The sequence below is a fragment of the Polynucleobacter necessarius genome (assembly GCF_900096765.1).
In the GTDB taxonomy this organism is placed as follows: Bacteria; Pseudomonadota; Gammaproteobacteria; order Burkholderiales; family Burkholderiaceae; genus Polynucleobacter; species Polynucleobacter necessarius_F.
In genome coordinates, this window is record NZ_LT615228.1 from 515078 (window position 1) to 536235 (window position 21158).

The window sequence follows — 21158 nt, forward strand, 5'->3', positions numbered from 1 at the left end:
ATATACTCAGCGCTCAGTCTAACAAATTGGCGCTACTTGCCTCACCTTTATAGCCCTATGCTGCAAATCTATAACACTCTGAGCCGTTCAAAACAGGTTTTTAAGCCCATCGTGCCTGGCAAGGTGAAGATGTATGTCTGCGGGATGACGGTTTATGACTTTTGTCATATTGGTCATGCCAGGGTCATGATTGTCTTTGATATGGTGGTTCGCTGGCTTCGCGCAAGCGGTTATGAGGTTCTGTATGTGCGCAACATCACCGATATCGATGACAAGATCATCAACCGTGCTCTAGAAAACGGTGAACCGATTGCAGCGCTTACCAATCGCTTTATTGATGCCATGCATGCCGATTCCGATGAGTTGGGGCTGATGCATCCCGATCAAGAGCCGCGGGCTACGGATTTCATCAAACAGATGCAAGGCATGATTGGTAAGCTGATTGAAAAAGAGTTGGCTTATCAAGGTGACGATGGTGATGTGAACTTTGCCGTACGTTTATTGCCGCGTTACGGTCAGCTTTCTGGAAAAACTTTAGATGAACTCAATGCGGGTGAGCGAGTTGCCGTTGGCGGTGGTAAACGTGATCCGCTCGATTTTGTTTTGTGGAAAAGCGCGAAGCCAGAAGAGCCTGCTGATACACGCTGGAGCTCGCCTTGGGGTGAGGGGCGTCCAGGTTGGCACATTGAGTGTTCAGCAATGTCATGTGATTTGCTCGGTGAGCATTTTGATATCCACGGTGGCGGTGCTGACCTTCAATTTCCTCATCACGAAAATGAAATTGCGCAAAGCGAAGGTGCCTTATATGGACAAAATCGAAATGAGGATGATGCGCCGTTTGTCAATTATTGGATGCATAACGGACATATACGTGTAAACGAAGAGAAGATGTCCAAATCCTTGGGTAATTTCTTTTTAATTCGGGATGTGCTCAAAAGCTTTGATCCAGAAATCTTGCGCTTTTTTATGCTCAAAGCACATTATCGTAGCCCCATTAACTATAGTGATGCACAACTTGAAGAGGCGCGCTCTGGATTAGTTCGTCTCTATACTGCACTAGCACATGTACCGACTTCTCAAACTGTGACGGGTGTCAATCATCCTTGGGCAAAGCGCTTTGCTGATGCTATGAATGATGACTTCAATACGCCTGAGGCGATTGCTGTTTTGTTTGACTTAGCTAGCGAAGTAAACCGTGCGCAAGGAGATGAAAAGTCACGCCTTGCTGGTATTCTCAAAAGTTTAGGTGGTGCGCTTAATTTCTTGCAACGTGATCCAACATCCTTTTTGCAGGCAGGTAGCAAAGATGAGGGTGGCTTAACTGCGGATCAGATTGAGCAAGAGATCGCTGCACGTGTAGCAGCAAAGCAAGCAAAAGACTTTGCAAAGGCGGACATGATTCGTAAATCATTATTAGAGCAGGGCATTGTCTTGGAAGACAAGCCTGGCGGTATTACAGAATGGCGTAGGGCTTAATGAGCGCTGTAAAACAAAAAACAGAAAAACCAGATCAATCCATTTTGCAAGAAGTTGCACCACCCTATTGGGAGCAAGCTTGCAGTGAATTGATGAAGCACGATCGCATTTTGAAAAAACTGATCCCTAAGTATGGATCAGGATTTTTGGTAACCCGTGGGGATCCATTTACCACTCTAGCTAGAGCAATTGTGGGTCAGCAAATTTCGGTTGCAGCTGCGCAAGCAGTTTGGGATCGGGTGTTGTTGGCTAGCAAGAAAAAGGTCAACCCCAAAAATATTTTGGCACTTACTGTTGAGGAATTGCGCGCTGCAGGATTATCGGGGCGCAAAGTTGAATACATTCGAGACCTAGCAGATCACTTTGATTCAGGGCGTTTACATGCAAATCAGTGGAAGGACATGGATGACGAGAGTGTCATCAAGGAATTGAGCTCGATTCGGGGTATTGGACGTTGGACGGCGGAAATGTTCCTGATTTTTAATATGGTTCGCCCTAATATCCTCCCCTTAGATGATGTTGGTCTAATTAAGGCTATTTCCCTCAATTACTTTAGTGGTGAGCCTGTGAGCCGCCATGAAGCGAGGGAGGTGGCAGCCAATTGGGCCCCGTGGCGTACGGTTGCCACCTGGTATATGTGGAGAAGTATCGACCCCATCCCGGTTGAATATTAAAATCTGACTATGAAAACGACTTTCCTGGATTTTGAGCAGCCAATCGCCGAATTAGAGTCAAAGATTGAAGAGCTGCGTTTTGTGCAAGATGAATCATCGGTAGATATCTCCGATGAGATCAAAACGCTGTCTGAAAAAAGCCTTCAGCTAACTAAAGATGTCTACGCAAACTTAACTCCTTGGCAAGTATCGCAAGTTGCGCGCCATCCACAACGTCCCTATACCTTGGATTATGTTGGTGCCTTATTTACAGACTTCCATGAATTACATGGCGATCGTACTTTTGCTGATGATCAATCTATTATTGGCGGCTTGGCGCGTTTTGACGGACAGCCTTGTATGGTGATTGGCCATCAAAAAGGTCGTGATACCAAAGAGCGTGCACTGCGCAACTTCGGAATGAGTCGTCCCGAAGGTTATCGCAAAGCAATGCGCTTGATGCGTCTTGCAGAAAAGTTCGGCATTCCAGTATTTACTTTTGTCGATACACCAGGTGCATTTCCGGGGATTGATGCTGAGGAGCGTAATCAGTCCGAAGCCATCGGTCGCAACCTCTATGTTCAAGCAGAGCTGGAGGTGCCGATCATCGCGACGATTATTGGTGAGGGCGGCTCAGGTGGAGCGCTAGCGATTGCCATGGGCGATGTGGTGCTCATGTTACAAAACTCTACCTACTCAGTCATTTCTCCTGAAGGCTGCGCCTCTATTCTTTGGAAGACGGCCGACAAAGCCTCTGAGGCTGCAGAGCAGCTTGGCTTAACCGCTCAGCGGCTCAAGGCGCTGGGTCTCATTGACAAGATTGTTGCTGAGCCTATCGGTGGCGCACATCGTGATTACGATGTCATGATGAACAATATGCGTAAAGCACTTGCTGAGTCTTTAAAAACCTTTGAGGGCATGAAAACGGATGCCTTGCTTGAGCGTCGCCATGAGCGTCTAATGAGTTATGGCAAGTTCAAGGAAATCACAGACAAGTCTTAAGACTACAAATCGAATTGCGGTTGCCTTAAGTGGTGGCCTCGATTCGGTTGTGCTGCTGGATACTGTTTGTAAAGCGCAAGCTAACAACAAAACCACAGAAATTTTTGTCTTCCATATTCATCATGGCTTACAAAAGCCGGCCGATGATTGGCTCATTTTTTGCGAGAAGCTGGCTAAAAAATATCGAGTGCATTTTGATTTTCGACTATTGCATATTGATATCGTAAATAATCCTGGAAATATTGAAGCACGGGCTAGGGCTGCGCGTTATGAGGCTCTCACCGAGCTTTGCGAAGAGTATGGCATCCACGATTTGCTTTTGGCACACCATCAGAATGATCAAGCAGAAACCGTGCTCTTACAATTACTACGCGGCTCTGGTATTGCTGGCTTAGTTGGTATGCCTTCTGAACGTCAACTACCATCAGGGCAAACGACCATTCGATTGTGGCGTCCTTTACTTAGCCAAAGTAAAGCCGAGTTAGAAGCGTACGCAAAAGTACATCGGCTTGATTGGATAGAGGACCCCAGTAATCAAAGTCGCAAATACAAACGAAATGCGATTCGCAAAGACATCATGCCCAGGCTGGAAAAAATTCAACCAGAGGCCATTGCCAATCTGGCTCGTAGCGCTCATTTACTCGCTCAAGCGCAGTCATTACTCGATCGTCTGGCAGTTGCAGATGGCAAAGCCATTTTGATTAAAGTAAACGTAGAGACAAGATTGGCGATTAAGCCGCTACTCCAGTTGGCTATAAATGATGATTTGCCAGCAGCCAATAATGTTTTGCGCTACTGGCTGAGGCTTCATCAACTGGCGATGCCTTCCCAGGAGCGTCTGCAGTCTTGGTGGGCAGATTTGCATAACTCCAAATCATCAGCTCAATTGGAGTGGCAACATGACGGGCGCAGTATTCGGCTCTGGCGTGAGCAATTGCAAGTGGCATCGACTCAGTCTGGTAAGTGGTTTTTTAAGGCAATTCCCACCAAAAGCAAGCTACTTGGGTTGCCGGCAGCTTGGGTAAAGGCTGCTCAAGAGCAAGGCAAGATTCGTCAGCAACAACGGCTTGGTTCTGAAAAATTACAAATTAAGCCTAATAGCCCGCGTAAAACCCTCAAAAATCTCTTTCAGGAGGGCAATATTCCACCTTGGGAGCGTGATGCGCCGTTGCTCTACATAGATGGCGAACTCATTGCTGTGGCAGGCGTAGGTGTGAGCTATCCCCATCTCGTGAATTCTGGAGCAAGGGTATTGCCAGAATGGCAAGAGGGGTAGGAGAGGGTGGAGTAGGTTTAAAACCCTGTAAAATAAGGCCTTTTTAAGAACCTCGGGTAAGAGAACCTCGGGTAAGTATTTCCCGGTTACAGATGGTGAAATAGACAGTTTTTATGGCTCTTATCGTTCATAAATATGGTGGCACCTCGATGGGCTCAGTTGAGCGCATTACGAATGTTGCCAAACGCGTTGCCAAATGGATGCGCGCTGGCCACCAAGTGGTCGTAGTTCCATCCGCAATGTCAGGCGAAACGAATCGACTGCTCGGCTTGGCAAAAGAAATTAATCCGGATGCAAGTCCACGCGAGTTAGATCAAATCGCCTCGACAGGCGAGCAGGTGAGCTCTGGTTTACTCGCATTGGCTTTGATGCGTGAAGGTATTGATGCAGTGAGTTACGCAGGTTGGCAAGTAACTGTACATACTAATTCTGCATTTACTAAAGCCCGTATCAAGAGTATTGAGAGCGATAAGATTTTGAAAGATCTCAATGCAGGTCGTGCAGTAGTAGTCACCGGATTCCAAGGGGTTGACCCTGAGGGTAACATTACGACATTAGGTCGCGGTGGTTCCGATACCTCTGCAGTTGCTATGGCTGCTGCACTGAAAGCGGATGAGTGTTTAATTTATACTGACGTTGACGGTGTGTACACCACAGACCCTCGTGTCTGCGAAGATGCGCGCCGCTTAGACAAGATTACTTTTGAAGAAATGCTGGAGATGGCCAGCTTGGGCTCAAAGGTATTACAAATACGCTCAGTTGAGTTTGCAGGGAAGTACAAAGTAAAAACCTGTGTTCTGTCTTCATTGACAGATCCGTTGATGCCTTTAGACCAAGAGATGAAGTCAGGTACCTTGATAACATTTGAAGAGGACAGCACCATGGAAGCCGCAGTTATTTCCGGCATCGCCTTTGCGCGTGATGAAGCGAAGATTACCGTTTTAGGAGTACCTGATCGTCCAGGTATCGCCTATCAGATTTTGGGCCCAATCGCCGATGCGAATATTGATGTTGACATCATTATTCAAAATCAATCCGTAGATGGTAAGACGGACTTCACATTCACAGTGCCGCGCGCTGATTATCAAAAAGCCTTGGATATTTTGAAGAACACCGTGCAAGCGCACATCGAAGCAAAAGAAATTTCGGGTGACCCTAAGGTTTCTAAAGTTTCTGTTGTGGGTGTTGGCATGCGTTCACACGTTGGCATTGCTAGCAAGATGTTCCGCACCTTGTCAGAGGAGGGCATCAACATCTTGATGATCTCTACCAGTGAAATCAAGATCTCGGTAGTGATTGATGAGAAATACATGGAATTGGCAGTACGTGCTTTGCACAAGGCATTTGAGCTAGACCAGAAGTAAGAAAAAGGGCAATAAAACCCCCTCAAAAGCGGTTATCCGTTAAACTGTGGGGCGTTGTAATAGTCAGAAATACGGAGACGTGGCCGAGCTGGTCGAAGGCACTCCCCTGCTAAGGGAGCATCGGGGCTAAAACTCTGATCGGAGGTTCGAATCCTCTCGTCTCCGCCAATATTTTTGCCAATCATCACCTTGAAAAACCACCTTAATTGGGTGGTTTTTTTATTGCCTTAATCGCCAAAATTCCCCAAATCCCCCTTTTAATGTTCTAAAAACAGCGTTTTTTAATAAATGTTGCGTTGCCGCAAATAATTGTTGCATCACGGCAAAAAGTTTGTAACAATGGTGCATCGCAACAAATTTTGTAGTTCTTAACTTCATAAAGGATTAAACATGTTCCAGACTCAATTAAACGATCAAATCGCTCAAGCTCAAGCTAAAGCCGTAGAAAATGCTAAAAATTTGGTACAAGTTGCTGTTGAAAGCGCACAAGAGTTGGCAGAAATCAACCAAGCTGCTGCTCAAGATGCATTGGCTGCTGCTCAAGATGCTAGCTCACAGTTGTTAGCAATCAAGGATGCACAACAATTGGCTAAATTGGCTCAGCCAGAAGCTGCTAAGTATGCTGCTGCATACCAAGCTAAAGTAAACAAAGTTGTTCGTAACGGTAACAAAGAAGTTGCTCAAGTTATCGATGCATCTATCGATGACGCACGTGATGATTTGGTGAAGTTCGTTACTGAAGCTACTAAGTCTGCTCCTGCTGGTTCCGAAGCTTTTGTTTCTGCTTTCAAAACTGCATTCGAGTCTTCAGTTCAACAGTTCGATCAAGTTCGCGCTACTGCAACTGATGCATTCGCAAACTTTGAAAAGAGTGTTGATGCTGCTTTGGCAAACATTCAAGGTCAATACGCTGTTGCTAAGCCAGCTACAAAAACTCGCAAAGCTGCTAACTAATAGTTTTGTAATGCCTTACAAAAAAAACCGCCTTCGGGCGGTTTTTTATTGCCTCAAGCAAACTTACCAGGCCTCATTAAATATAGCTTGGCAGCCTTGTTCATTAATAGGTAATACCATCAACTGCTTTTAAGTAACCCTGAATATATTGGGGTGGAATATAGAGATCACTCTTAGCGCCAGCTTTGGAAGAGATACTCAGTTGAAAACCTTTTTTCGCATTGTCTTTTAAGAATGCATCAGAAAGTGAAATCGAAAGTAGTTCTCCAAAAATACACCCTCTTGCTTCGCAAATACCAGCATCTCTAGACACCACTTTAAAAGCTGTGCTGGGAGCGCTGTTTAAGGTCGCCGATTCGTAATAGCGCATCTGACCAAAATAGGTCAACTGAACAATTAATTCAAATGATTTGACACCTTGCTTAGATTTATCGCCTTTGAGGTGATACATCTCGTAAGTGTTTTTGGCATCCTCTGTATTGATTGGGGGGCCAACATAGGTTCTGACACTGTTATCAGCATTTGGGGTCATGAGGGTTGACTGATAGACGTCATTAATTTCCCATGAACTTATTTTTTTTATCGTTATTGGCACAGGCCATTAGGCCACAACTCAAGGCGAGAATGAATGCAAGACGGTACATATTTAGCTCTCCTTAGATCAGCAAATCATACTATCCCCGAGCAAATTCCTGGCTTTATCCCAATCTGACGGCTTTTCAGGCGTGATCTCAGCATTTATTTATGCCGATTCTCGTATTAGGGTTTGTCATAATTTATTTTTAAAGTTCACAACTTCACAACATGTGAAGTTGTGATATAGTGGCAAGACTTGGAGAAAAAATGAAGCGACAGATACCGAAAACACATCAAGCCTTGGAGTTAATAGGTAAGGGCTTGAGTGCTGCTCAGGCCGCTAGAAAGATGGAGATTTCAGAATCGAGCGTATATGCCGCATTACGTAAAACCAAGGCGAAAGATTTAGGATGTTGTCCAACCTGTGGTCACAAGATTAGGAATTAAGATGAAAAAGACTCTATTAGCTGCAACTTCCATTTCGATTGCGGCATTTGCTTATGCGAATACCGTATCGGATTCATCTGAGCTGGTAAATCAGCAGTGCAAAATTTCCGCTGAGGCAGTATCAACATTGAAGGGCTTACAATACGGCAATACGTCTATTCGTAAAGATGTATCAACCTTGATTGATCGCAGTCTCAAGACATCGGAGAACAGGGAGATCGCTCATAAAAAACTTAATCTGATGATAGATGACAAATCATCCGATACCCTAGTCTTAGAAGGCAAATACTGCTCATAAGCATATTTCTTTTAGAAAACAATGGGGGCTAGATGCCGCAAATAGCAGAGTGCCCCGATTGTGGAAATGCGCGCGCGATATTGGGGTCATGCCCTATTGTGGCGGGTCCACGCCCCCAATATTGAACTCAGACACGGTTGAGATCAATATTAAGCATGACAACCCACAGGTAGAAGATGCTCTTGATCGCTTGACAGAAAAAATTCGGGATTTGCATGAGCTTGGCATCAAAGCCATCATCGTGATTCATGGATACGGATCAAGCGGTGCTGGTGGTCGAATCAAATGGGCTATTCATGATGCCCTAGAAAATAATCGATACGCGGATCGAGTAGAAGAGTATTACTTTGGCGAGGATGTGCCTTATGGGAGTTCAAGCTACCAATCACTTCTTAAGCGCCGACCAGGATTAAAGCAGTATCTGAGACATTTCAAGGGCGGTAATGCCGGAATGACTGTTTTACTTCTAGGACCTAATCAAAGAAGTGCTTAGAATAAGAGAACCAATAGGATATCGATAGGAAGTCCCATGACTGCAAAGCATTCCGAACATCTTAAGAGCCCAGAACCAGTCTCTACTGGGGCAGAGCAATTAATTGGCGAATTTAAATCGCTGATGGCTGATGCGCAAGCCCTAATCCAGGCCACTGAAGATCATTCTGGTGAGGCAGTTGCCTCGATTCGCAATTAAGCCCTCGAGACACTATCGGGAGCAAAAGAGACCCTCTCTCACCTTGAGGGTTCCTTGTCGGATAGGGCCAAGGCGGTTGCAGAGGGCGCCGATGACTTTGTTCATCGTAATCCTTGGGAGGCGGTTGGGGTTGCTGCGGGACTTGGCTTGCTCATTGGCCTATTTATTCGTCGTCGCTAGGATCTTATGTCACAAGAAAACTTGCTGTCTTCTATTAAGAATTTAGCTTCTACCGGTGCCTCTATTGCGCAGACGCGTTTAGAGCTGTTGTCGGTTGATGTACAAATTGCCCGTAATCAATTCCTTCGTCTTTTAGTGCTCATGATTTGCGCGCTCTTCTTTTTGTTTTTCGGTTTAGTGATGTTGGCTTTACTCATCGTCATCTACAGCTGGGAGACTGATAGAGTATTAGCCTTGACTCTGGTAACTTGCGCATTTTTATCGATTGGCGCCATCATGGCATTAGTCGTTATACAGTCCCTTAGAAAAATGCCCAAGCTGTTTGAGGCTAGTATTTCTGAGCTTGCTAAAGACTGCAAAGCCTTAGGTAGATGAGTCGCGATACTAAAGCCCTCCATGCAAGGCGCGCTGATCTACAAGTGCAATGCAGTCTTGAGCGCAAAGCATTTGCCGCCCATTTTGAACCCTGGGAAAAACCGCTATCGTGGGCGGATAAGGGTGTGGATGCATTTCATTTTCTAAAAGATAACCCACTATTGTGGACAAGCGCTTTTGCTGCATTGGCGCACTACAGACCAAAACTAGCTAGCAAAGTACTTGCCTTGGGTTGGGGTGCTATGCGTGTTGTAAAAACTGCCAAGAAGTTAATTTAGTGCGTTTAACTTTTTAAGACAGATTGATTGCTAATACCGTTTTGGTCTAGTAATTGACTTCCGCCTAGCGCGGTAATTTCTAAGAGCGTGATGGCGCCACATACTTCAAAGCCCGCTTTCTGAAGCAGTTTATTAGCTGCAATCAGAGTGCCACCAGTGGCTAAGACATCATCCATTAATAAAACCCTAGCGTCTTTGGGAAGAGTAGACTGCTGAATTTCCAGTGAGTCAGACCCATACTCCAATCCATATGCTTCACGATGGCTTGCTAAAGGGAGTTTATTGGGCTTTCTGGCCAGCGCTAGACCCTTGCTGGTTTTATGCGCGAGGGCTGAGCCAAAGACAAAACCACGTGACTCAATTCCTAGGATATGGGTGTAATCAAACCCATTGGCAATGCGCTCTAGTTGGGAGATGGCCTCCTGAAAAGCGCTTGGATTAGCCAAAAGCGGTGAAATATCCCTGAATAAGATTCCAGGCTTTGGAAAGTCTGACACGCGAGGTAGATAATCTAATAAATTCATTTATTGCCGATATGAAAACCCATCACCTGATTATCACCGCATTAGAGAGCGAGCTCAAGCGCGATGTGCTACCGACAGGATTGCAGATTGTCTATTGTGGAGTTGGCAAAATCAATGCAGCCATCAACACTCTCAAAGCGATTGCTCAGTATCAACCGCACTCGATTATCAATTTTGGTACAGCAGGCAAAGTCAATCATGAGCTTCATGGATTAATTGATATTGCCAAAGTAATACAGCGCGATATGAATACCGAACCGCTGGCGCCAAGAGGAAAAACCCCTTTTTGCAACAAGCCTGCACAATATTTATCTACTGGAAAGCATTTCTGCGGTACTGGAGATAGCTTTGTCACTGCGCATGATCCTTGGCTGATCGAACAGGGTATAGATTTGGTGGATATGGAATTATTTGCTATCGCAGCGTGTGCCCACGAGCACCATATTCCATGGCAGTCCTATAAGTACATTACTGATGACGCCAATGAGAATTCTGGAAAAGAATGGCAAGAAAAAGTGCATCACGGTCAAGATCTGTTTCTTGATAGACTCTGCCAGATATTGAGCTAATTCACTTCCACTCATCATCTTGAATACTCCAAAACCTTGGCTCAAAAATTATCCTGCGGGTGTTCCCCAGGAAATCATTTTGCCCGCTCAAGGTTCATTGGCTGATTTTTTGGAACAATGCTTTGAGCGTTACGCCAATCGCAATGCGTTGGAGTCTATGGGGAAATTTTTTACCTACCGTCAAATAGATCGGTTCTCTAAAGATTTTGCCAGCTACCTGCAAACTCTTGAATTAGAGAAGGGTGCCCGTGTTGCTTTGATGTATCCCAATGTTGTGGAGTATGTCATTGCTATGTTGGGTACCTTGCGTGCAGGATATGTGGTTGTTAATATCAATCCCCTTTACACAGCTAGAGAGTTAGAGTCTCAACTAAAAGATAGTGGTGCCTCTGTATTGGTGTTGATGGAAAACTTTGCCCATACCTATGAGCAAATTGAGAATCAACTCAACATCAAGCATGTCATTGTGAGTAGTCCTGGGGAGCTTTTGGGTCTTAAGGGGTATCTTATCAATTTCGTGGCTCGAAAGATCAAAAAACTAGTCCCTGCGTGGAGTATTCGGAGTATTTCTTTTCGGCAAGCCCTAAACATGGGCGGACATCGTGTATTTAAAAAACCTCAATTGACCTTAGATGACATTGCTTTTTTGCAATATACCGGCGGCACTACCGGTATTTCTAAGGGAGCAGTGCTTTTACACCGCAATATCCTGGCTAATATCATGCAAATAGAGGTTTGGTTACTGGCGGGTCTAGAAAAAAGGATTAATGATCAACTTCAATTTATATGTGCTTTGCCGATGACGCATATATTTGCGCTGACAGCATGCGCAATGCTCGGAATTGCAAGGGGCGCTCTATTAATCTTGGTTGCTAATTCGCGTGATATCGATGGTTTTATTAAGCTATTGATCAAACATCCCAACATTAATATTTTCCCAGGCGTTAATACGCTCTTTCATGCATTGATTCACCGTCCTGAGTTTAAAAAGGTCAAATTTAATAATCTATTGGTTACGATTGGTGGTGGTATGGCAGTTCATCAAAAGACTGCTGACCATTGGCAAGCTCTGACTGCTGCTTGCCCCATCGCTCAGGGTTATGGCTTGTCAGAAACATCACCCGTTGTCTGTGTTAACAGCCCATTAGAAAAGCGTTTTACGGACCATATTGGCTCGCTCATTCCGGGCACGGATGTAGTCATATTGGATGATGATGAAGTGGAGCTGCCTCACGGAACTCCTGGTGAGATTTGTATTCATGGTCCTCAAGTGATGGCGGGTTACTGGAATAGACCCCAAGAAACTGCACAGTGCATGACTGTAGATGGCTATTTCAAATCGGGAGACATTGGCTTAATTACAGACGAAGGTTACGTGCAGATCGTTGATCGTAAAAAAGACATGATCGTCGTAGCTGGATTTAAAGTATTCCCCAATGATGTTGAAGATGTCCTCACCAGAATACCAGGCATAAAAGAGTGCGGCGTGATTGGGGTACCTCATCGCAAATTGGGTGAGATCGTCAAGGCTTACGTAGTTAAGTCAAATCATCATTTAACTGAAGCCGAGATTACCGACTACTGTAAAGAGCATCTCACCAATTACAAGCGTCCACGCAAGATTGTCCTTGTCAACGAGCTTCCCAAATCAAATGTTGGAAAAATTTTGCGGCGCGAACTCAGAAAACTGTAATGCTTGCCAGCAGCTTATTTGCTCGGTGTTTTACCCACCACTTTTGTCGCCCTTAAGAAATCAAAATCGACACCTTGGTCTGCTTGTGTGACGGTATCTAGGAAGAGCTTTTTATAACCCTGCTCAGCAGTAGGCGGTGAGATGGGATTTTCAATGGCACGTTTGGCTAATTCTTCATCGGAGATCAATAAACTGATTTCTCGGTTCTGAACGGATAGGCGGATACGATCGCCATTGCGGACATGGGCTAGCGGACCACCAATAGCGGATTCTGGGGTGACATGTAAAACAATGGTGCCAAAAGCAGTGTCACTCATACGACCATCAGAAATGCGCACAATATCCTTTACACCCGCTTTAGCCAATTTAATTGGGATCGGAATATAACCAGCCTCTGGCATTCCTGGTGCGCCTTTGGGCCCAATATTTTTCAACACAATAATGTCATTCTCAGTGATATCCAAATCTGGACTATCGATTCGATTGGCTAAATCTTCAGAATTTTCAAAAACTACTGCGCGGCCTTCGTGCTCCATGAGTTTTTCATTAGCGGCAGATTGTTTGATGATGGCGCCTCCTGGCGCTAGGTTGCCGTGTAATACGGCAATACTTCCCCGTGGATAAATGGGGTTATCAATCTTGCGAACGACATCTTGCTTAAAGCTTGGTGGTGCTAAATCAATTTCTTCGCCTAAGGTTCTGCCGGTCACCGTCAATGCATTGAGTTTGAGCAAGGATTTTAGTTCGCGAAGCAATGTAGCCATGCCACCGGCATCATGGAAATTCTCCATGTAATGATCGCCTGACGGTTTTAGATCGACTAGGACAGGAGTCTCGTTGCCCATTTTGTCTAGTGCTGCAAGATCAATTTCTAGGCCCATGCGGCCAGCAATCGCTGCTAAGTGAACGATGCCATTGGCTGAGCCTCCAATCGCTAAGAGAACCCGTATAGCGTTTTCGAAAGCATCAGCGGTCAATATTTTGTCAATCGTTAAACCATCTTTAGCCATTTGAACTGCGCAAGCGCCAGTTTCTTCAGCAATACGAATGCGATCAGCAGTGACTGCTGGAGGTGTTGCACCACCAGGCACAGTCATGCCCAGCGCTTCAGATATGCAAGCCATCGTACTGGCAGTGCCCATCACTGAACAGGTACCTACGTTGGCAACAAGCTGGTCATTGACTTCATCCTTTTCAATTTCATCAATTTCACCTGCGCGGAATTTTCCCCAGTAACGGCGGCAGTCTGTGCAGGCGCCAACACGTTCATTACGATGCGATCCTGTTAGCATCGAGCCAGTGATGAGCTGAATGGCAGGCAAACCAGCAGAGGCGGCCCCCATCATTTGTACGGGAACCGTCTTGTCGCAACCGCCAATCATGACAACTGCATCCATGGGTTGAGCGCGCAGCATCTCTTCGGTATCCATCGACATGAGGTTGCGTAGGTACATGCTGGTTGGAGCAGCAAAACTTTCGTGAATGGATATCGTCGGAAATTCCATGGGCAAGCCACCAGCAAGCATGATGCCGCGCTTTACCGCCTCTAATAACGCAGGCATATTTCCATGACAGGGGTTGTAGGCGCTGCCAGTATTGATAATGCCAATTACTGGACGATCTAGAGCGCTATTGGTATAGCCTGCGCCTTTGATAAAGGCTTTGCGTAAAAATAGAGAAAAGCCTTTATCACCATAGCTAGTTAAGCCTTTGCGTAAACCAGTTTCAGGTGCGGATTTAGGGTCTTTTGGCTTGGATGTCATGCTTGTCTCGATGTCTTATATTTATCGATTGTAGCTATAGGGGCTAAATTGCACCTAGGGAGTGCCGCCCCAACGAAATTGCCAAGAGATGCCCATAGCGTTATAGCTAGCATCGGTTCGTGAATACACCCCTTTAGTGCCGCTTAAGCGAATGGAGTTCTGTTTATCCACCGGATAGGATAGTGTGCTACCAAATCGCCAGTTTTCTTGTTGACCAGTGCGAGGCAGGCCGTTGATATAAGTTTGCCCTCCGGTGAAATAGGTTGCATCAGCAGAAATCCAGGCAGTATTTGGAAAGTAGTAAATCACATGCGACTCGCCCGAATATAAAGGGCTTTGAGATAGAGTATTGCTACCCATATAGTTGGTGTTGCTCGTATAAATACTGGCCATCGTGGCCAACTCTAGACGCCAGGGCCCGATGGCCTGCGACGCCCCAAAGCCTGGTTGAATGACAGAGCGATTGGCGCCAACGTTCACCATTTGTTGGCTGTTATATTTTCCCCAGGGAATGGAAGCGGCAAGGCTAGCGCCAATAATGAGATCTTGTTGGTAATTTTTAAACTCGCTGTTGGTAAGCGCTGGAGCACCATATAAATTAGCCGATGCCTTGATCACAGGATCGGAGAGGCCTTCTGCAGACGCATTAATGGCTTGGCCCTTGAGCGTGCCAGTGCCTGATAGCTCAGAATAGGGTAGCAATAGGGTGATTCTTCCGGATTGACCGGCAACATCAAGTACGTGTGTAGTGCTAATGGCTTGGGTGTTTAAGGTGTAGGAGCCGCTTTTAGCTTGTGCAAGGCTACCACTGATAAAGTTCATTCCAATCGGCGCATTGGAATAGGCGCGTGCTTCAATTTCTTGAGCGGAGGCGCTCAGCGAAGTGAGTGCTGCAAAGAAAAAGATTAGAACTAAATATGGAATGAGGCCAGCCAAGCGAAAAGGACTAATCAAGGTTTACTTTGCCCAAAATGACTACTTGGAGCCAAATAAGATTCTGAGCGTTGCCGTTGATCCCAACTGTAAGCGCATGCCTATTAGAACCAAATAAGGCCAGACGATAAGCCAGTACACAATCGACATGGCCAATACATGCAAAGGACTACGCTGACCAAATGAGAGCATGGAGCTAAAAAATTCTTTGCCATGTATTAATCCCTCAACACCAGCTTCAATGTAATTTAAAGCTAAAACAATGATGAGGTATACAAAGGATTCAATGAGCATAGAGCGAATCACCCCATGATCACTATTTACTTTGATTGGGAAAATGGCCTGTGCAATTAAAAGGAACTTTGCGGAAATTGCGGCTTTGATAATGGCGATACCAAATACTTCAAGGGGAATAGGTCTTTCGTCTAAAGTAGTTACAGCCAAAAAAGAAAGGGCGCAAAACCAACTTCCAAAATAGAGAGTTAAGGCAAAGTTTCTTGGCTTCGTCGATTGCCTTGTCTTTTAAGGTATGAGGCTGTGGGCTGGAGTCTGGTGTGTTAGTCATGAGGGGTTTCTATTTAGGCGTTGCAGCAAGATTCGCCGCTAGAGCATGCGCTGGCAGTTTCTACCGGAGCTGGTTCATGGGTATAGCGGGCAATATAAGCTTTATTCCCTTTAAAGGGGGCTTTAATCCATACGACATGCCCAGAACCAGGCGCAACATCAATTGGCTCACCACTCATATTCCACATGGCATCGAGAACAAGATCTTGGTTTCCATGGGGCTCAATTATTTCCAGTTTATCGCCAACTGAAAAACGATTTTTTACCTCTACCTTCACGCGACCAGACGTTTTATCAATGTCGAGAGTCTCGCCCACATAAAGACTTCTTCCAGAGAGTGAGTGACCTCGCATATAGAGCTGATACTCCTTATCGTGGTGACGCTCGTAAAAGCCGTCGGTATAACCACGGTTTGCAAGCCCTTCTAGATTGCCAAGCAAAGCAGTGTTAAAGGGTCTTCCAGCAACGGCATCATCAATTGCAGCGCGATAAGCTTGGCAGGTACGAGAGACGTAATAAGGTGACTTGGTGCGACCTTCAATTTTGAAAGAGTCAACACCCATTGCTGTTAAACGCTCAATATGTTTAATGGCGCGTAAATCTTTGGAATTCATGATGTAGGTACCGTGTTCATCTTCTTCCATCGGCATTAATTCATCGGGACGACGAGCCTCTTGAAGGAGTACAACATCACCGCTAGACACCTGTTGACCGGGCTTTACCTTGTAATCCCAGCGACAAGCATTGGTGCAAGCCCCTTGATTCGAATCGCGGTGAGACATGTAGCCAGAAAGCAAACATCTACCAGAGTAGGCAATACACAGAGCACCATGGACAAATACTTCCAATTCCATTTCATGGCAGTCTTGACGAACTTCTTCAATCTCATCAAAAGATAGTTCACGAGACAAAATCACGCGACTAATGCCTACTGAGCGCCAAAACTTAGCAGAGGCACCGTTTACTGTATTGGCTTGCACAGATAAATGGATCGGCATATCTGGCCATGCTTCTCTAGCCATCATGATTAAACCTGGATCAGACATGATCAGAGCATCAGGTTTTAGAGCCACCACAGGAGACATATCTTTTATATAGGTGCGTGTTTTGGCACCATGAGGCAATAAGTTGGAGACTAAATAAAACTTCTTGCCCAAATTGTGGGCAGTATCGATTCCTTGTTTTAATACTTCAATCTTGCCAAAGTCATTATTGCGAACTCGTAAAGAATAGCGGGGCTGACCTGCATAAATGGCATCTGCTCCAAAATCAAAAGCAGTTTGGAGCATTTGTAGGCTGCCAGCAGGCGCTAGGAGTTCAGGGATCTTCTTCATTTGAGTATTTTAGTGCGGCAGCCGTATTTTGGTGTGGGGGCTGAAAAAGAAAAAACCACCTAAAAAAGGTGGTTTTTATTGTTTGGCTCCTCGACCTGGGCTCGAACCAGGGACCTACGGATTAACAGTCCGGCGCTCTACCGACTGAGCTATCGAGGAATAAGCCGATATTATAGCAAGATGAAATCACTTCTTCCCACTTCTGTGCAGATCCCCAAAGTATTGACCATCGCTGGGTCCGATAGTGGCGGCGGGGCGGGGCTTCAGGCTGACCTGAAGGTAATTACGGCATTGGGCGGTTTTGGGATGTCGGTGATCACTGCGATTACTGCTCAAAATACAATGGGCGTAACTCGCATCCAAGATGTTGACTTAGAGGTGGTGGAAGCACAAATTGATGCTGTTTTGTTAGATATTGGCGCTGATATTGTCAAGGTTGGCATGTTAGCTAGTCCAGAAATTGTCCATGTGGTTGCAAGCACTTTGCGCAAACATGACGTCAAACGCATCGTCCTTGACCCAGTTTTGCGAGCAACTTCTGGCGCCAGTTTAGGAGGCGATGACACTGCCCAAGCCATGATTGTTGAACTTTTTCCAATTGCAACAGTAGTGACACCCAATTTAGACGAAGCATCTTTATTGTTGGGTCGTGATATCAATGGACCGCAAGACTTTACATCTGCTGCGCAAGAGTTGTTAGATATGGGTCCTCAAGCAGTCCTAATTAAAGGGGGGCATTTAGATAGGACGCATACCCAGCTTACTGATTTTTTTAATGTGGCGCACTATTGAAGATGGGCTTGAGGTAGTGCAGTTTAAAGAGTATAAGCATTACCGCGTTAATACAGTGAATACGCATGGCACTGGTTGCTCTTTGGCTTCCGCTATTGCCACCTATTTAGCTGATGGGCATGATCTGCAGCATGCCGTAGCAAAAGCCATTGCTTATGTGCAAGCAGGCCTTGAAGCGGGGCGGTTCCTTAGTATTGGTGAGGGTCCTGGGCCGTTGTGGCATATGCATGATTTCTATTCAACAGTTTTGTTGGATGAAAACAAGAATTCTTAAGCTTGCATTAATTCTTGCAAAAGCTTGACTGCCGCCTTGGGATCTTTTGCTTGAGTAATGGCGCGTACAACTGCTACTGAACCAACACCACTCTTAGCAACAGCATGAATACTATCCTGATCTATTCCGCCAATTGCCACCAAAGGGTAATGGCTCATGAGCTTGGCATATTGATAGAGACGTCCAAGTCCTTGAGGTGCCGTGGGCATTTTTTTGAGATTGGTGGGAAATACAGCACCCATCGCTATGTAGCTAGGACAAAAACGATCCGCAATAACAAGCTCAGCATAGCCATGAGTGCTTAAGCCAAGTCGCAGACCCGCTTCACGAATCTGCCCAAGGTCAGCGGTAGCTAAGTCTTCTTGTCCCAAGTGAACGCCATAAGCCTGTGCATCAATCGCTTCTTGCCAATAGTCGTTGATAAAAAAGTCGTTGATAAAAAGAAGGGTTTTGCTTCCTTCAGTTGCTTTAACGGCCTCGCGCACCTGCTTTCTGATTTTGTAGCTGTCCTCTGATTTAAAGCGTAATTGAACTGTAGGAATCTGAGCATCAACCATGCGTTTTACCCAATCGGCGTCAGGCATCACGCCATACAAACCTAAGCGCTTAGGACACTCTTTGAATGCATTAGGGTTCATATTGCGAGTCCAGGGGAGCAAGTCAAAATGCTCTGGTCTACTGGGCCACTTAAAAGGATTAAAGCCCCCATCCTGCAGTGTCATGCGTGACCATGCCTTACCGAGCACCTTAGCATCGGATTCGATAAAACCCATTTCAATAGCAGCCAAGGCTCCCGCTAACTCGTAGTGATCGGTAGCAGCTTCATTGTCAATTCGGGGTGGGGGAGAGCTGAGCGAGAACTGCGGAATCGGAATGCATAAATCATCATTGCGATGGGCATTCACAATTTGATCGGCGAGGTCTCGAATCAGGCTCATGGAACTAGTCTACTTTATGACTGGTGCCAAAATGGAGTACCAACTAATGGAGTGCTGGCTTGGGCTGATGCTTGGGGCTGCATAGCACCGGAGAGGTAAGCAGTTCGACCAGCACCCACAGCCGTAGCGAAGGCTTTAGCCATAGCAACGGGATCATTGGCAAGTGCTACAGCGGTATTGAGAAGGACGCCATCAAAGCCCCATTCCATCACTGTGCAAGCGTGAGAGGGTAGGCCTAATCCAGCATCCACAATCAGCGGCACCCGAATGCGATCGCGCAATAGTTTCATGGCATAAGGATTTAAGGGCCCCTGACCGGTACCAATAGGAGCAGCCCAAGGCATGATCGCTTGGCAACCGACATCCACTAAGCGCTGACACAAAATTAAATCCTCAGTGCAATATGGCAATACCTTAAAACCATCTTTAATTAATGTCTCGGCGGTTTGCACAAGGCGCAGAGTATCTGGTTGCAATGTATAGTCATCGCCAATCAACTCGAGCTTAATCCAATCGCTCTCAAAAACTTCTCTTGCCATTTGCGCAGTAGTGATTACTTCTTGAGGGCTATGGCAACCTGCAGTGTTGGGCAATACTGGTATAGCTATTTTCTTAAGTAAATCCCAAAAGCCGCTATGCGCCTCAGTCGTGCTCGTGCCTTGACGGCGCAAGCTCACCGTAATCATCGCCGGGTTTGCTGTATTTACAGCATTTTCTAAAACCTGTGGTGATGGGTAGCGTGAAGTACCTAGTAACAAGCGACTGGCAAAACTCTCACCATACAGGACTAGCGCATCAGCACTGCTGAGATTATTTGGTAACGGAGCTGTCATAAGTAACGTAGGGAGGTGAATTTATCTAAAGACTTTAGCCACCAGTCACTGGGGCAATGACTTCAATTTGATCGTTCTCATGCAGGGTATATTCCGCATACTGGGTTTTGGGTACAAAGTTCAGATTCACGGCGACTGCATAAGGGGGTTTTGCATTAATCAGCGAGAGCGCATCAGTAATGACGCTGTGACTTGGTAGCTCGTATGCAACTTGGTTGACGATTACGCGCATACGCCGACCTCGCTGTTGCTTGCTTGATAAACAATACTTAAGCCTAAGTCTAAAGCGGAATTACTATGACCTTGCTCTATTAATTCTAGGGCGCAATCTAAAATTGCCGGAGAAATCATAAAGCCGTGGCGATAGAGGCCATTGATCATTATCAGATCAGCAAGTCCTAGATCTTTTTGAACGCGGATCTGCGGTAAATTATTTTTTAAAGTAGGGCGACATTGCGTTGCCATCTCTAAGATGCGCGCTTCAGCAAAACCGCTATGTACGGTATAGACTGCACTCAGAAGCTCCATCGCAGAGCGCACGCTCATTTCAGAAAGATCATCCGACTCAATTTCAGTGGCTCCAACGACATAAACATCGTTTTCTTTGGGTGCAATATAAATGGGATAACGCGGATGAATTAAACGTGTTGGCCTATGCAGTTTTACTTCTGGGGCATACAAGCGAATCACTTCACCACGAACGCCTCGTAGGGAGTTGGCATCATTAGCCCAGGCTGCTGTTGCTCCAGTGCCGCGGCAGTCAATCACAAATTGATAACCATGCTTTTCACGAAGGCTAGCTGGATCAATCTGAGAATTCCAATGACAGTTAACCTTGAGAACACTCAGCTCATATAGCAGTGCATCTAGCAGTTGCCGGTTATCTAATTGACCTTCATGAGGTAAGTAAAGGCCTTGAGTAAAGCGATCAGCAACACCAGCCTCTAGATGACGTAGCTCATGATTGGTGAGCTTTTTTGGTAACGGGAGCTGTGGATTGTGTAAACAATTTTTTTCTAGATGTTGACTAAAGCGTTCTGCTTCGGCGGCATCTTGGCGATGCCACAAAATCAGCGTGCCATCTTGTTGAAAAAATACTGGCTTAGCTAACTGTTCAATCAACTCTTTCCAGCGAGGCAAGCTATGGATGCCCATACGGACAACGTTATCTTCGGTAATTGCAGATTCAGCTAAGGGTGCCAACATCGCAGCGGCAATGCGCGCCGCTGCGCCAGTAGCATCTGGCTTTCCTTGATCAAAGACGTCCACCTGCGCACCACCTTGAGCAAGCGTAACTGCGATGAGGCGGCCCATTAGGCCGGCCCCAACAACAGCGTATTTACTTTTTGATAGTGCAGATGTATTCATGAG

27 protein-coding genes and 2 tRNA genes are annotated in these 21158 nt (G+C 45.8%); 18 read left to right on the plus strand and 11 right to left on the minus strand.

Features of this window, described 5'->3' with window-relative positions:
* Positions 1 to 57 precede the first annotated feature (57 nt).
* The 7 genes from cysS (at position 58) to DXE33_RS02715 (ending at position 6725) form a co-directional block, all read left to right on the plus strand.
* Positions 58 to 1476 (plus strand): cysteine--tRNA ligase, encoded by a 1419-nt coding sequence (cysS, locus tag DXE33_RS02685; RefSeq protein ID WP_114638518.1) that lies wholly within the window; start codon positions 58 to 60, stop codon positions 1474 to 1476.
* The gene (locus DXE33_RS02690) at positions 1476 to 2150 is read left to right on the plus strand and encodes a DNA-3-methyladenine glycosylase family protein (protein WP_114638519.1); all 675 of its coding nucleotides are present in this window, start codon (positions 1476 to 1478) and stop codon (positions 2148 to 2150) included. The genes cysS and DXE33_RS02690 overlap by 1 nt, the downstream gene beginning before the upstream one ends.
* A gap of 9 nt (positions 2151 to 2159) precedes the next feature.
* Entirely contained in the window at positions 2160 to 3131 is a 972-nt protein-coding gene (locus DXE33_RS02695) for an acetyl-CoA carboxylase carboxyltransferase subunit alpha (RefSeq protein WP_114638520.1), read from the plus strand.
* On the plus strand, positions 3097 to 4407 hold the full coding sequence (tilS, locus tag DXE33_RS02700; protein WP_114638521.1) for a tRNA lysidine(34) synthetase TilS: 1311 nt from the start codon (positions 3097 to 3099) through the stop codon (positions 4405 to 4407). Before DXE33_RS02695 ends, tilS begins: the two co-directional genes overlap by 35 nt.
* Before the next feature lie 113 nt (positions 4408 to 4520).
* Positions 4521 to 5771: an aspartate kinase gene (locus tag DXE33_RS02705; RefSeq protein WP_114638522.1), complete on the plus strand. Its 1251-nt coding sequence runs from the start codon at positions 4521 to 4523 to the stop codon at positions 5769 to 5771.
* A gap of 73 nt (positions 5772 to 5844) precedes the next feature.
* Positions 5845 to 5939 (plus strand) — tRNA-Ser (locus DXE33_RS02710).
* 222 nt (positions 5940 to 6161) lie between these two features.
* On the plus strand, positions 6162 to 6725 hold the full coding sequence (locus DXE33_RS02715) for a phasin family protein (RefSeq protein ID WP_114638523.1): 564 nt from the start codon (positions 6162 to 6164) through the stop codon (positions 6723 to 6725).
* A gap of 103 nt (positions 6726 to 6828) precedes the next feature.
* Here the strand turns inward: DXE33_RS02715 and DXE33_RS02720 are convergent, their stop codons facing one another.
* Positions 6829 to 7257, minus strand: a complete 429-nt coding sequence (locus DXE33_RS02720; protein ID WP_114638524.1) for a hypothetical protein — start codon at positions 7255 to 7257, stop codon at positions 6829 to 6831.
* 311 nt (positions 7258 to 7568) lie between these two features.
* Between DXE33_RS02720 and DXE33_RS02725 the strand changes: the two genes are divergently transcribed.
* The 7 genes from DXE33_RS02725 to DXE33_RS02750 all read left to right on the plus strand — a co-directional run bounded on the left by DXE33_RS02725 (position 7569) and on the right by DXE33_RS02750 (position 9570).
* On the plus strand, positions 7569 to 7748 hold the full coding sequence (locus DXE33_RS02725; RefSeq protein WP_114638525.1) for a helix-turn-helix domain-containing protein: 180 nt from the start codon (positions 7569 to 7571) through the stop codon (positions 7746 to 7748).
* A 1-nt stretch (position 7749) separates the two neighbouring features.
* Complete coding sequence (locus tag DXE33_RS02730; protein ID WP_114638526.1) at positions 7750 to 8046, plus strand: hypothetical protein; 297 nt, start codon at positions 7750 to 7752, stop codon at positions 8044 to 8046.
* A 121-nt stretch (positions 8047 to 8167) separates the two neighbouring features.
* On the plus strand, positions 8168 to 8539 hold the full coding sequence (locus DXE33_RS02735) for a Smr/MutS family protein (protein WP_231970341.1): 372 nt from the start codon (positions 8168 to 8170) through the stop codon (positions 8537 to 8539).
* Positions 8540 to 8575: 36 nt separating this feature from the next.
* Positions 8576 to 8737, plus strand: coding sequence for a DUF883 domain-containing protein (locus DXE33_RS10045; RefSeq protein ID WP_231970342.1), 162 nt, complete (start codon positions 8576 to 8578; stop codon positions 8735 to 8737).
* Between the two features lie 54 nt (positions 8738 to 8791).
* Positions 8792 to 8917, plus strand: coding sequence for a DUF883 family protein (locus DXE33_RS10050; RefSeq protein ID WP_231970343.1), 126 nt, complete (start codon positions 8792 to 8794; stop codon positions 8915 to 8917).
* 6 nt (positions 8918 to 8923) lie between these two features.
* Complete coding sequence (locus DXE33_RS02745; protein WP_114638527.1) at positions 8924 to 9292, plus strand: phage holin family protein; 369 nt, start codon at positions 8924 to 8926, stop codon at positions 9290 to 9292.
* Positions 9289 to 9570, plus strand: coding sequence for a YqjK family protein (locus DXE33_RS02750; RefSeq protein ID WP_114638528.1), 282 nt, complete (start codon positions 9289 to 9291; stop codon positions 9568 to 9570). The genes DXE33_RS02745 and DXE33_RS02750 overlap by 4 nt, the downstream gene beginning before the upstream one ends.
* Before the next feature lie 5 nt (positions 9571 to 9575).
* Here the strand turns inward: DXE33_RS02750 and DXE33_RS02755 are convergent, their stop codons facing one another.
* Positions 9576 to 10094, minus strand: a complete 519-nt coding sequence (locus DXE33_RS02755; RefSeq protein WP_114638529.1) for an adenine phosphoribosyltransferase — start codon at positions 10092 to 10094, stop codon at positions 9576 to 9578.
* A gap of 11 nt (positions 10095 to 10105) precedes the next feature.
* On the opposite strand from DXE33_RS02755, the gene DXE33_RS02760 reads away from it, so the two are divergent.
* The gene (locus DXE33_RS02760; protein ID WP_114638530.1) at positions 10106 to 10663 is read left to right on the plus strand and encodes a phosphorylase family protein; all 558 of its coding nucleotides are present in this window, start codon (positions 10106 to 10108) and stop codon (positions 10661 to 10663) included.
* A 19-nt stretch (positions 10664 to 10682) separates the two neighbouring features.
* On the plus strand, positions 10683 to 12356 hold the full coding sequence (locus DXE33_RS02765) for an AMP-binding protein (protein WP_331851792.1): 1674 nt from the start codon (positions 10683 to 10685) through the stop codon (positions 12354 to 12356).
* Between the two features lie 14 nt (positions 12357 to 12370).
* Here DXE33_RS02765 and DXE33_RS02770 read toward each other — a convergent pair whose 3' ends face one another.
* The 5 genes from DXE33_RS02770 to DXE33_RS02790 all read right to left on the minus strand — a co-directional run bounded on the left by DXE33_RS02770 (position 12371) and on the right by DXE33_RS02790 (position 17109).
* Entirely contained in the window at positions 12371 to 14119 is a 1749-nt protein-coding gene (locus DXE33_RS02770) for an IlvD/Edd family dehydratase (RefSeq protein ID WP_114638532.1), read from the minus strand.
* A 54-nt stretch (positions 14120 to 14173) separates the two neighbouring features.
* Complete coding sequence (locus tag DXE33_RS02775) at positions 14174 to 15073, minus strand: transporter (protein WP_114638533.1); 900 nt, start codon at positions 15071 to 15073, stop codon at positions 14174 to 14176.
* A 21-nt stretch (positions 15074 to 15094) separates the two neighbouring features.
* Complete coding sequence (locus DXE33_RS02780) at positions 15095 to 15496, minus strand: hypothetical protein (RefSeq protein ID WP_197711971.1); 402 nt, start codon at positions 15494 to 15496, stop codon at positions 15095 to 15097.
* Positions 15497 to 15630: 134 nt separating this feature from the next.
* Positions 15631 to 16950, minus strand: coding sequence for a peptidase U32 family protein (locus tag DXE33_RS02785; RefSeq protein WP_114638534.1), 1320 nt, complete (start codon positions 16948 to 16950; stop codon positions 15631 to 15633).
* A gap of 83 nt (positions 16951 to 17033) precedes the next feature.
* Positions 17034 to 17109 (minus strand) — tRNA-Asn (locus DXE33_RS02790).
* Between the two features lie 21 nt (positions 17110 to 17130).
* Here DXE33_RS02790 and thiD point away from each other — a divergent pair.
* Entirely contained in the window at positions 17131 to 17742 is a 612-nt protein-coding gene (gene thiD, locus DXE33_RS02795; protein ID WP_269460010.1) for a bifunctional hydroxymethylpyrimidine kinase/phosphomethylpyrimidine kinase, read from the plus strand.
* The gene (locus DXE33_RS10345) at positions 17726 to 18016 is read left to right on the plus strand and encodes a bifunctional hydroxymethylpyrimidine kinase/phosphomethylpyrimidine kinase (RefSeq protein ID WP_269460011.1); all 291 of its coding nucleotides are present in this window, start codon (positions 17726 to 17728) and stop codon (positions 18014 to 18016) included. Before thiD ends, DXE33_RS10345 begins: the two co-directional genes overlap by 17 nt.
* On the opposite strand, the gene DXE33_RS02800 is transcribed toward DXE33_RS10345, so the two are convergent.
* Genes DXE33_RS02800 through DXE33_RS02815 form a run of 4 tightly spaced genes read right to left on the minus strand, consistent with a single transcriptional unit; the run spans position 18013 to position 21155 of the window.
* Positions 18013 to 18954 (minus strand): thiamine phosphate synthase, encoded by a 942-nt coding sequence (locus DXE33_RS02800; RefSeq protein WP_114638535.1) that lies wholly within the window; start codon positions 18952 to 18954, stop codon positions 18013 to 18015. The genes DXE33_RS10345 and DXE33_RS02800 overlap by 4 nt on opposite strands.
* A 14-nt stretch (positions 18955 to 18968) precedes the next feature.
* Entirely contained in the window at positions 18969 to 19787 is an 819-nt protein-coding gene (locus DXE33_RS02805) for a thiazole synthase (protein WP_114638536.1), read from the minus strand.
* A 34-nt stretch (positions 19788 to 19821) separates the two neighbouring features.
* The gene (thiS, locus tag DXE33_RS02810; RefSeq protein WP_114638537.1) at positions 19822 to 20019 is read right to left on the minus strand and encodes a sulfur carrier protein ThiS; all 198 of its coding nucleotides are present in this window, start codon (positions 20017 to 20019) and stop codon (positions 19822 to 19824) included.
* Positions 20010 to 21155, minus strand: a complete 1146-nt coding sequence (locus DXE33_RS02815; protein WP_114638538.1) for an FAD-dependent oxidoreductase — start codon at positions 21153 to 21155, stop codon at positions 20010 to 20012. Before DXE33_RS02815 ends, thiS begins: the two co-directional genes overlap by 10 nt.
* Between the last annotated feature and the right edge of the window lie 3 nt (positions 21156 to 21158).

Coding starts and splice junctions, on each gene's coding strand:
- DXE33_RS02805 (WP_114638536.1), bottom strand. CDS start 19,787: ATGACAGCTCCGTTACCAAATAATCTCAGCAGTGCTGATGCGCTAGTC.
- DXE33_RS02725 (WP_114638525.1), top strand. CDS start 7,569: ATGAAGCGACAGATACCGAAAACACATCAAGCCTTGGAGTTAATAGGT.
- DXE33_RS02785 (WP_114638534.1), bottom strand. CDS start 16,950: ATGAAGAAGATCCCTGAACTCCTAGCGCCTGCTGGCAGCCTACAAATG.
- DXE33_RS02720 (WP_114638524.1), bottom strand. CDS start 7,257: ATGACCCCAAATGCTGATAACAGTGTCAGAACCTATGTTGGCCCCCCA.
- DXE33_RS02815 (WP_114638538.1), bottom strand. CDS start 21,155: ATGAATACATCTGCACTATCAAAAAGTAAATACGCTGTTGTTGGGGCC.
- DXE33_RS02745 (WP_114638527.1), top strand. CDS start 8,924: ATGTCACAAGAAAACTTGCTGTCTTCTATTAAGAATTTAGCTTCTACC.
- DXE33_RS02755 (WP_114638529.1), bottom strand. CDS start 10,094: ATGAATTTATTAGATTATCTACCTCGCGTGTCAGACTTTCCAAAGCCT.
- DXE33_RS10345 (WP_269460011.1), top strand. CDS start 17,726: ATGTGGCGCACTATTGAAGATGGGCTTGAGGTAGTGCAGTTTAAAGAG.
- DXE33_RS02705 (WP_114638522.1), top strand. CDS start 4,521: ATGGCTCTTATCGTTCATAAATATGGTGGCACCTCGATGGGCTCAGTT.
- DXE33_RS02760 (WP_114638530.1), top strand. CDS start 10,106: ATGAAAACCCATCACCTGATTATCACCGCATTAGAGAGCGAGCTCAAG.
- DXE33_RS02715 (WP_114638523.1), top strand. CDS start 6,162: ATGTTCCAGACTCAATTAAACGATCAAATCGCTCAAGCTCAAGCTAAA.
- DXE33_RS02695 (WP_114638520.1), top strand. CDS start 2,160: ATGAAAACGACTTTCCTGGATTTTGAGCAGCCAATCGCCGAATTAGAG.
- DXE33_RS10045 (WP_231970342.1), top strand. CDS start 8,576: ATGACTGCAAAGCATTCCGAACATCTTAAGAGCCCAGAACCAGTCTCT.
- DXE33_RS02730 (WP_114638526.1), top strand. CDS start 7,750: ATGAAAAAGACTCTATTAGCTGCAACTTCCATTTCGATTGCGGCATTT.
- thiS (WP_114638537.1), bottom strand. CDS start 20,019: ATGCGCGTAATCGTCAACCAAGTTGCATACGAGCTACCAAGTCACAGC.
- thiD (WP_269460010.1), top strand. CDS start 17,131: ATGAAATCACTTCTTCCCACTTCTGTGCAGATCCCCAAAGTATTGACC.
- tilS (WP_114638521.1), top strand. CDS start 3,097: ATGGCAAGTTCAAGGAAATCACAGACAAGTCTTAAGACTACAAATCGA.
- DXE33_RS02690 (WP_114638519.1), top strand. CDS start 1,476: ATGAGCGCTGTAAAACAAAAAACAGAAAAACCAGATCAATCCATTTTG.
- cysS (WP_114638518.1), top strand. CDS start 58: ATGCTGCAAATCTATAACACTCTGAGCCGTTCAAAACAGGTTTTTAAG.
- DXE33_RS02750 (WP_114638528.1), top strand. CDS start 9,289: ATGAGTCGCGATACTAAAGCCCTCCATGCAAGGCGCGCTGATCTACAA.
- DXE33_RS02770 (WP_114638532.1), bottom strand. CDS start 14,119: ATGACATCCAAGCCAAAAGACCCTAAATCCGCACCTGAAACTGGTTTA.
- DXE33_RS02800 (WP_114638535.1), bottom strand. CDS start 18,954: ATGAGCCTGATTCGAGACCTCGCCGATCAAATTGTGAATGCCCATCGC.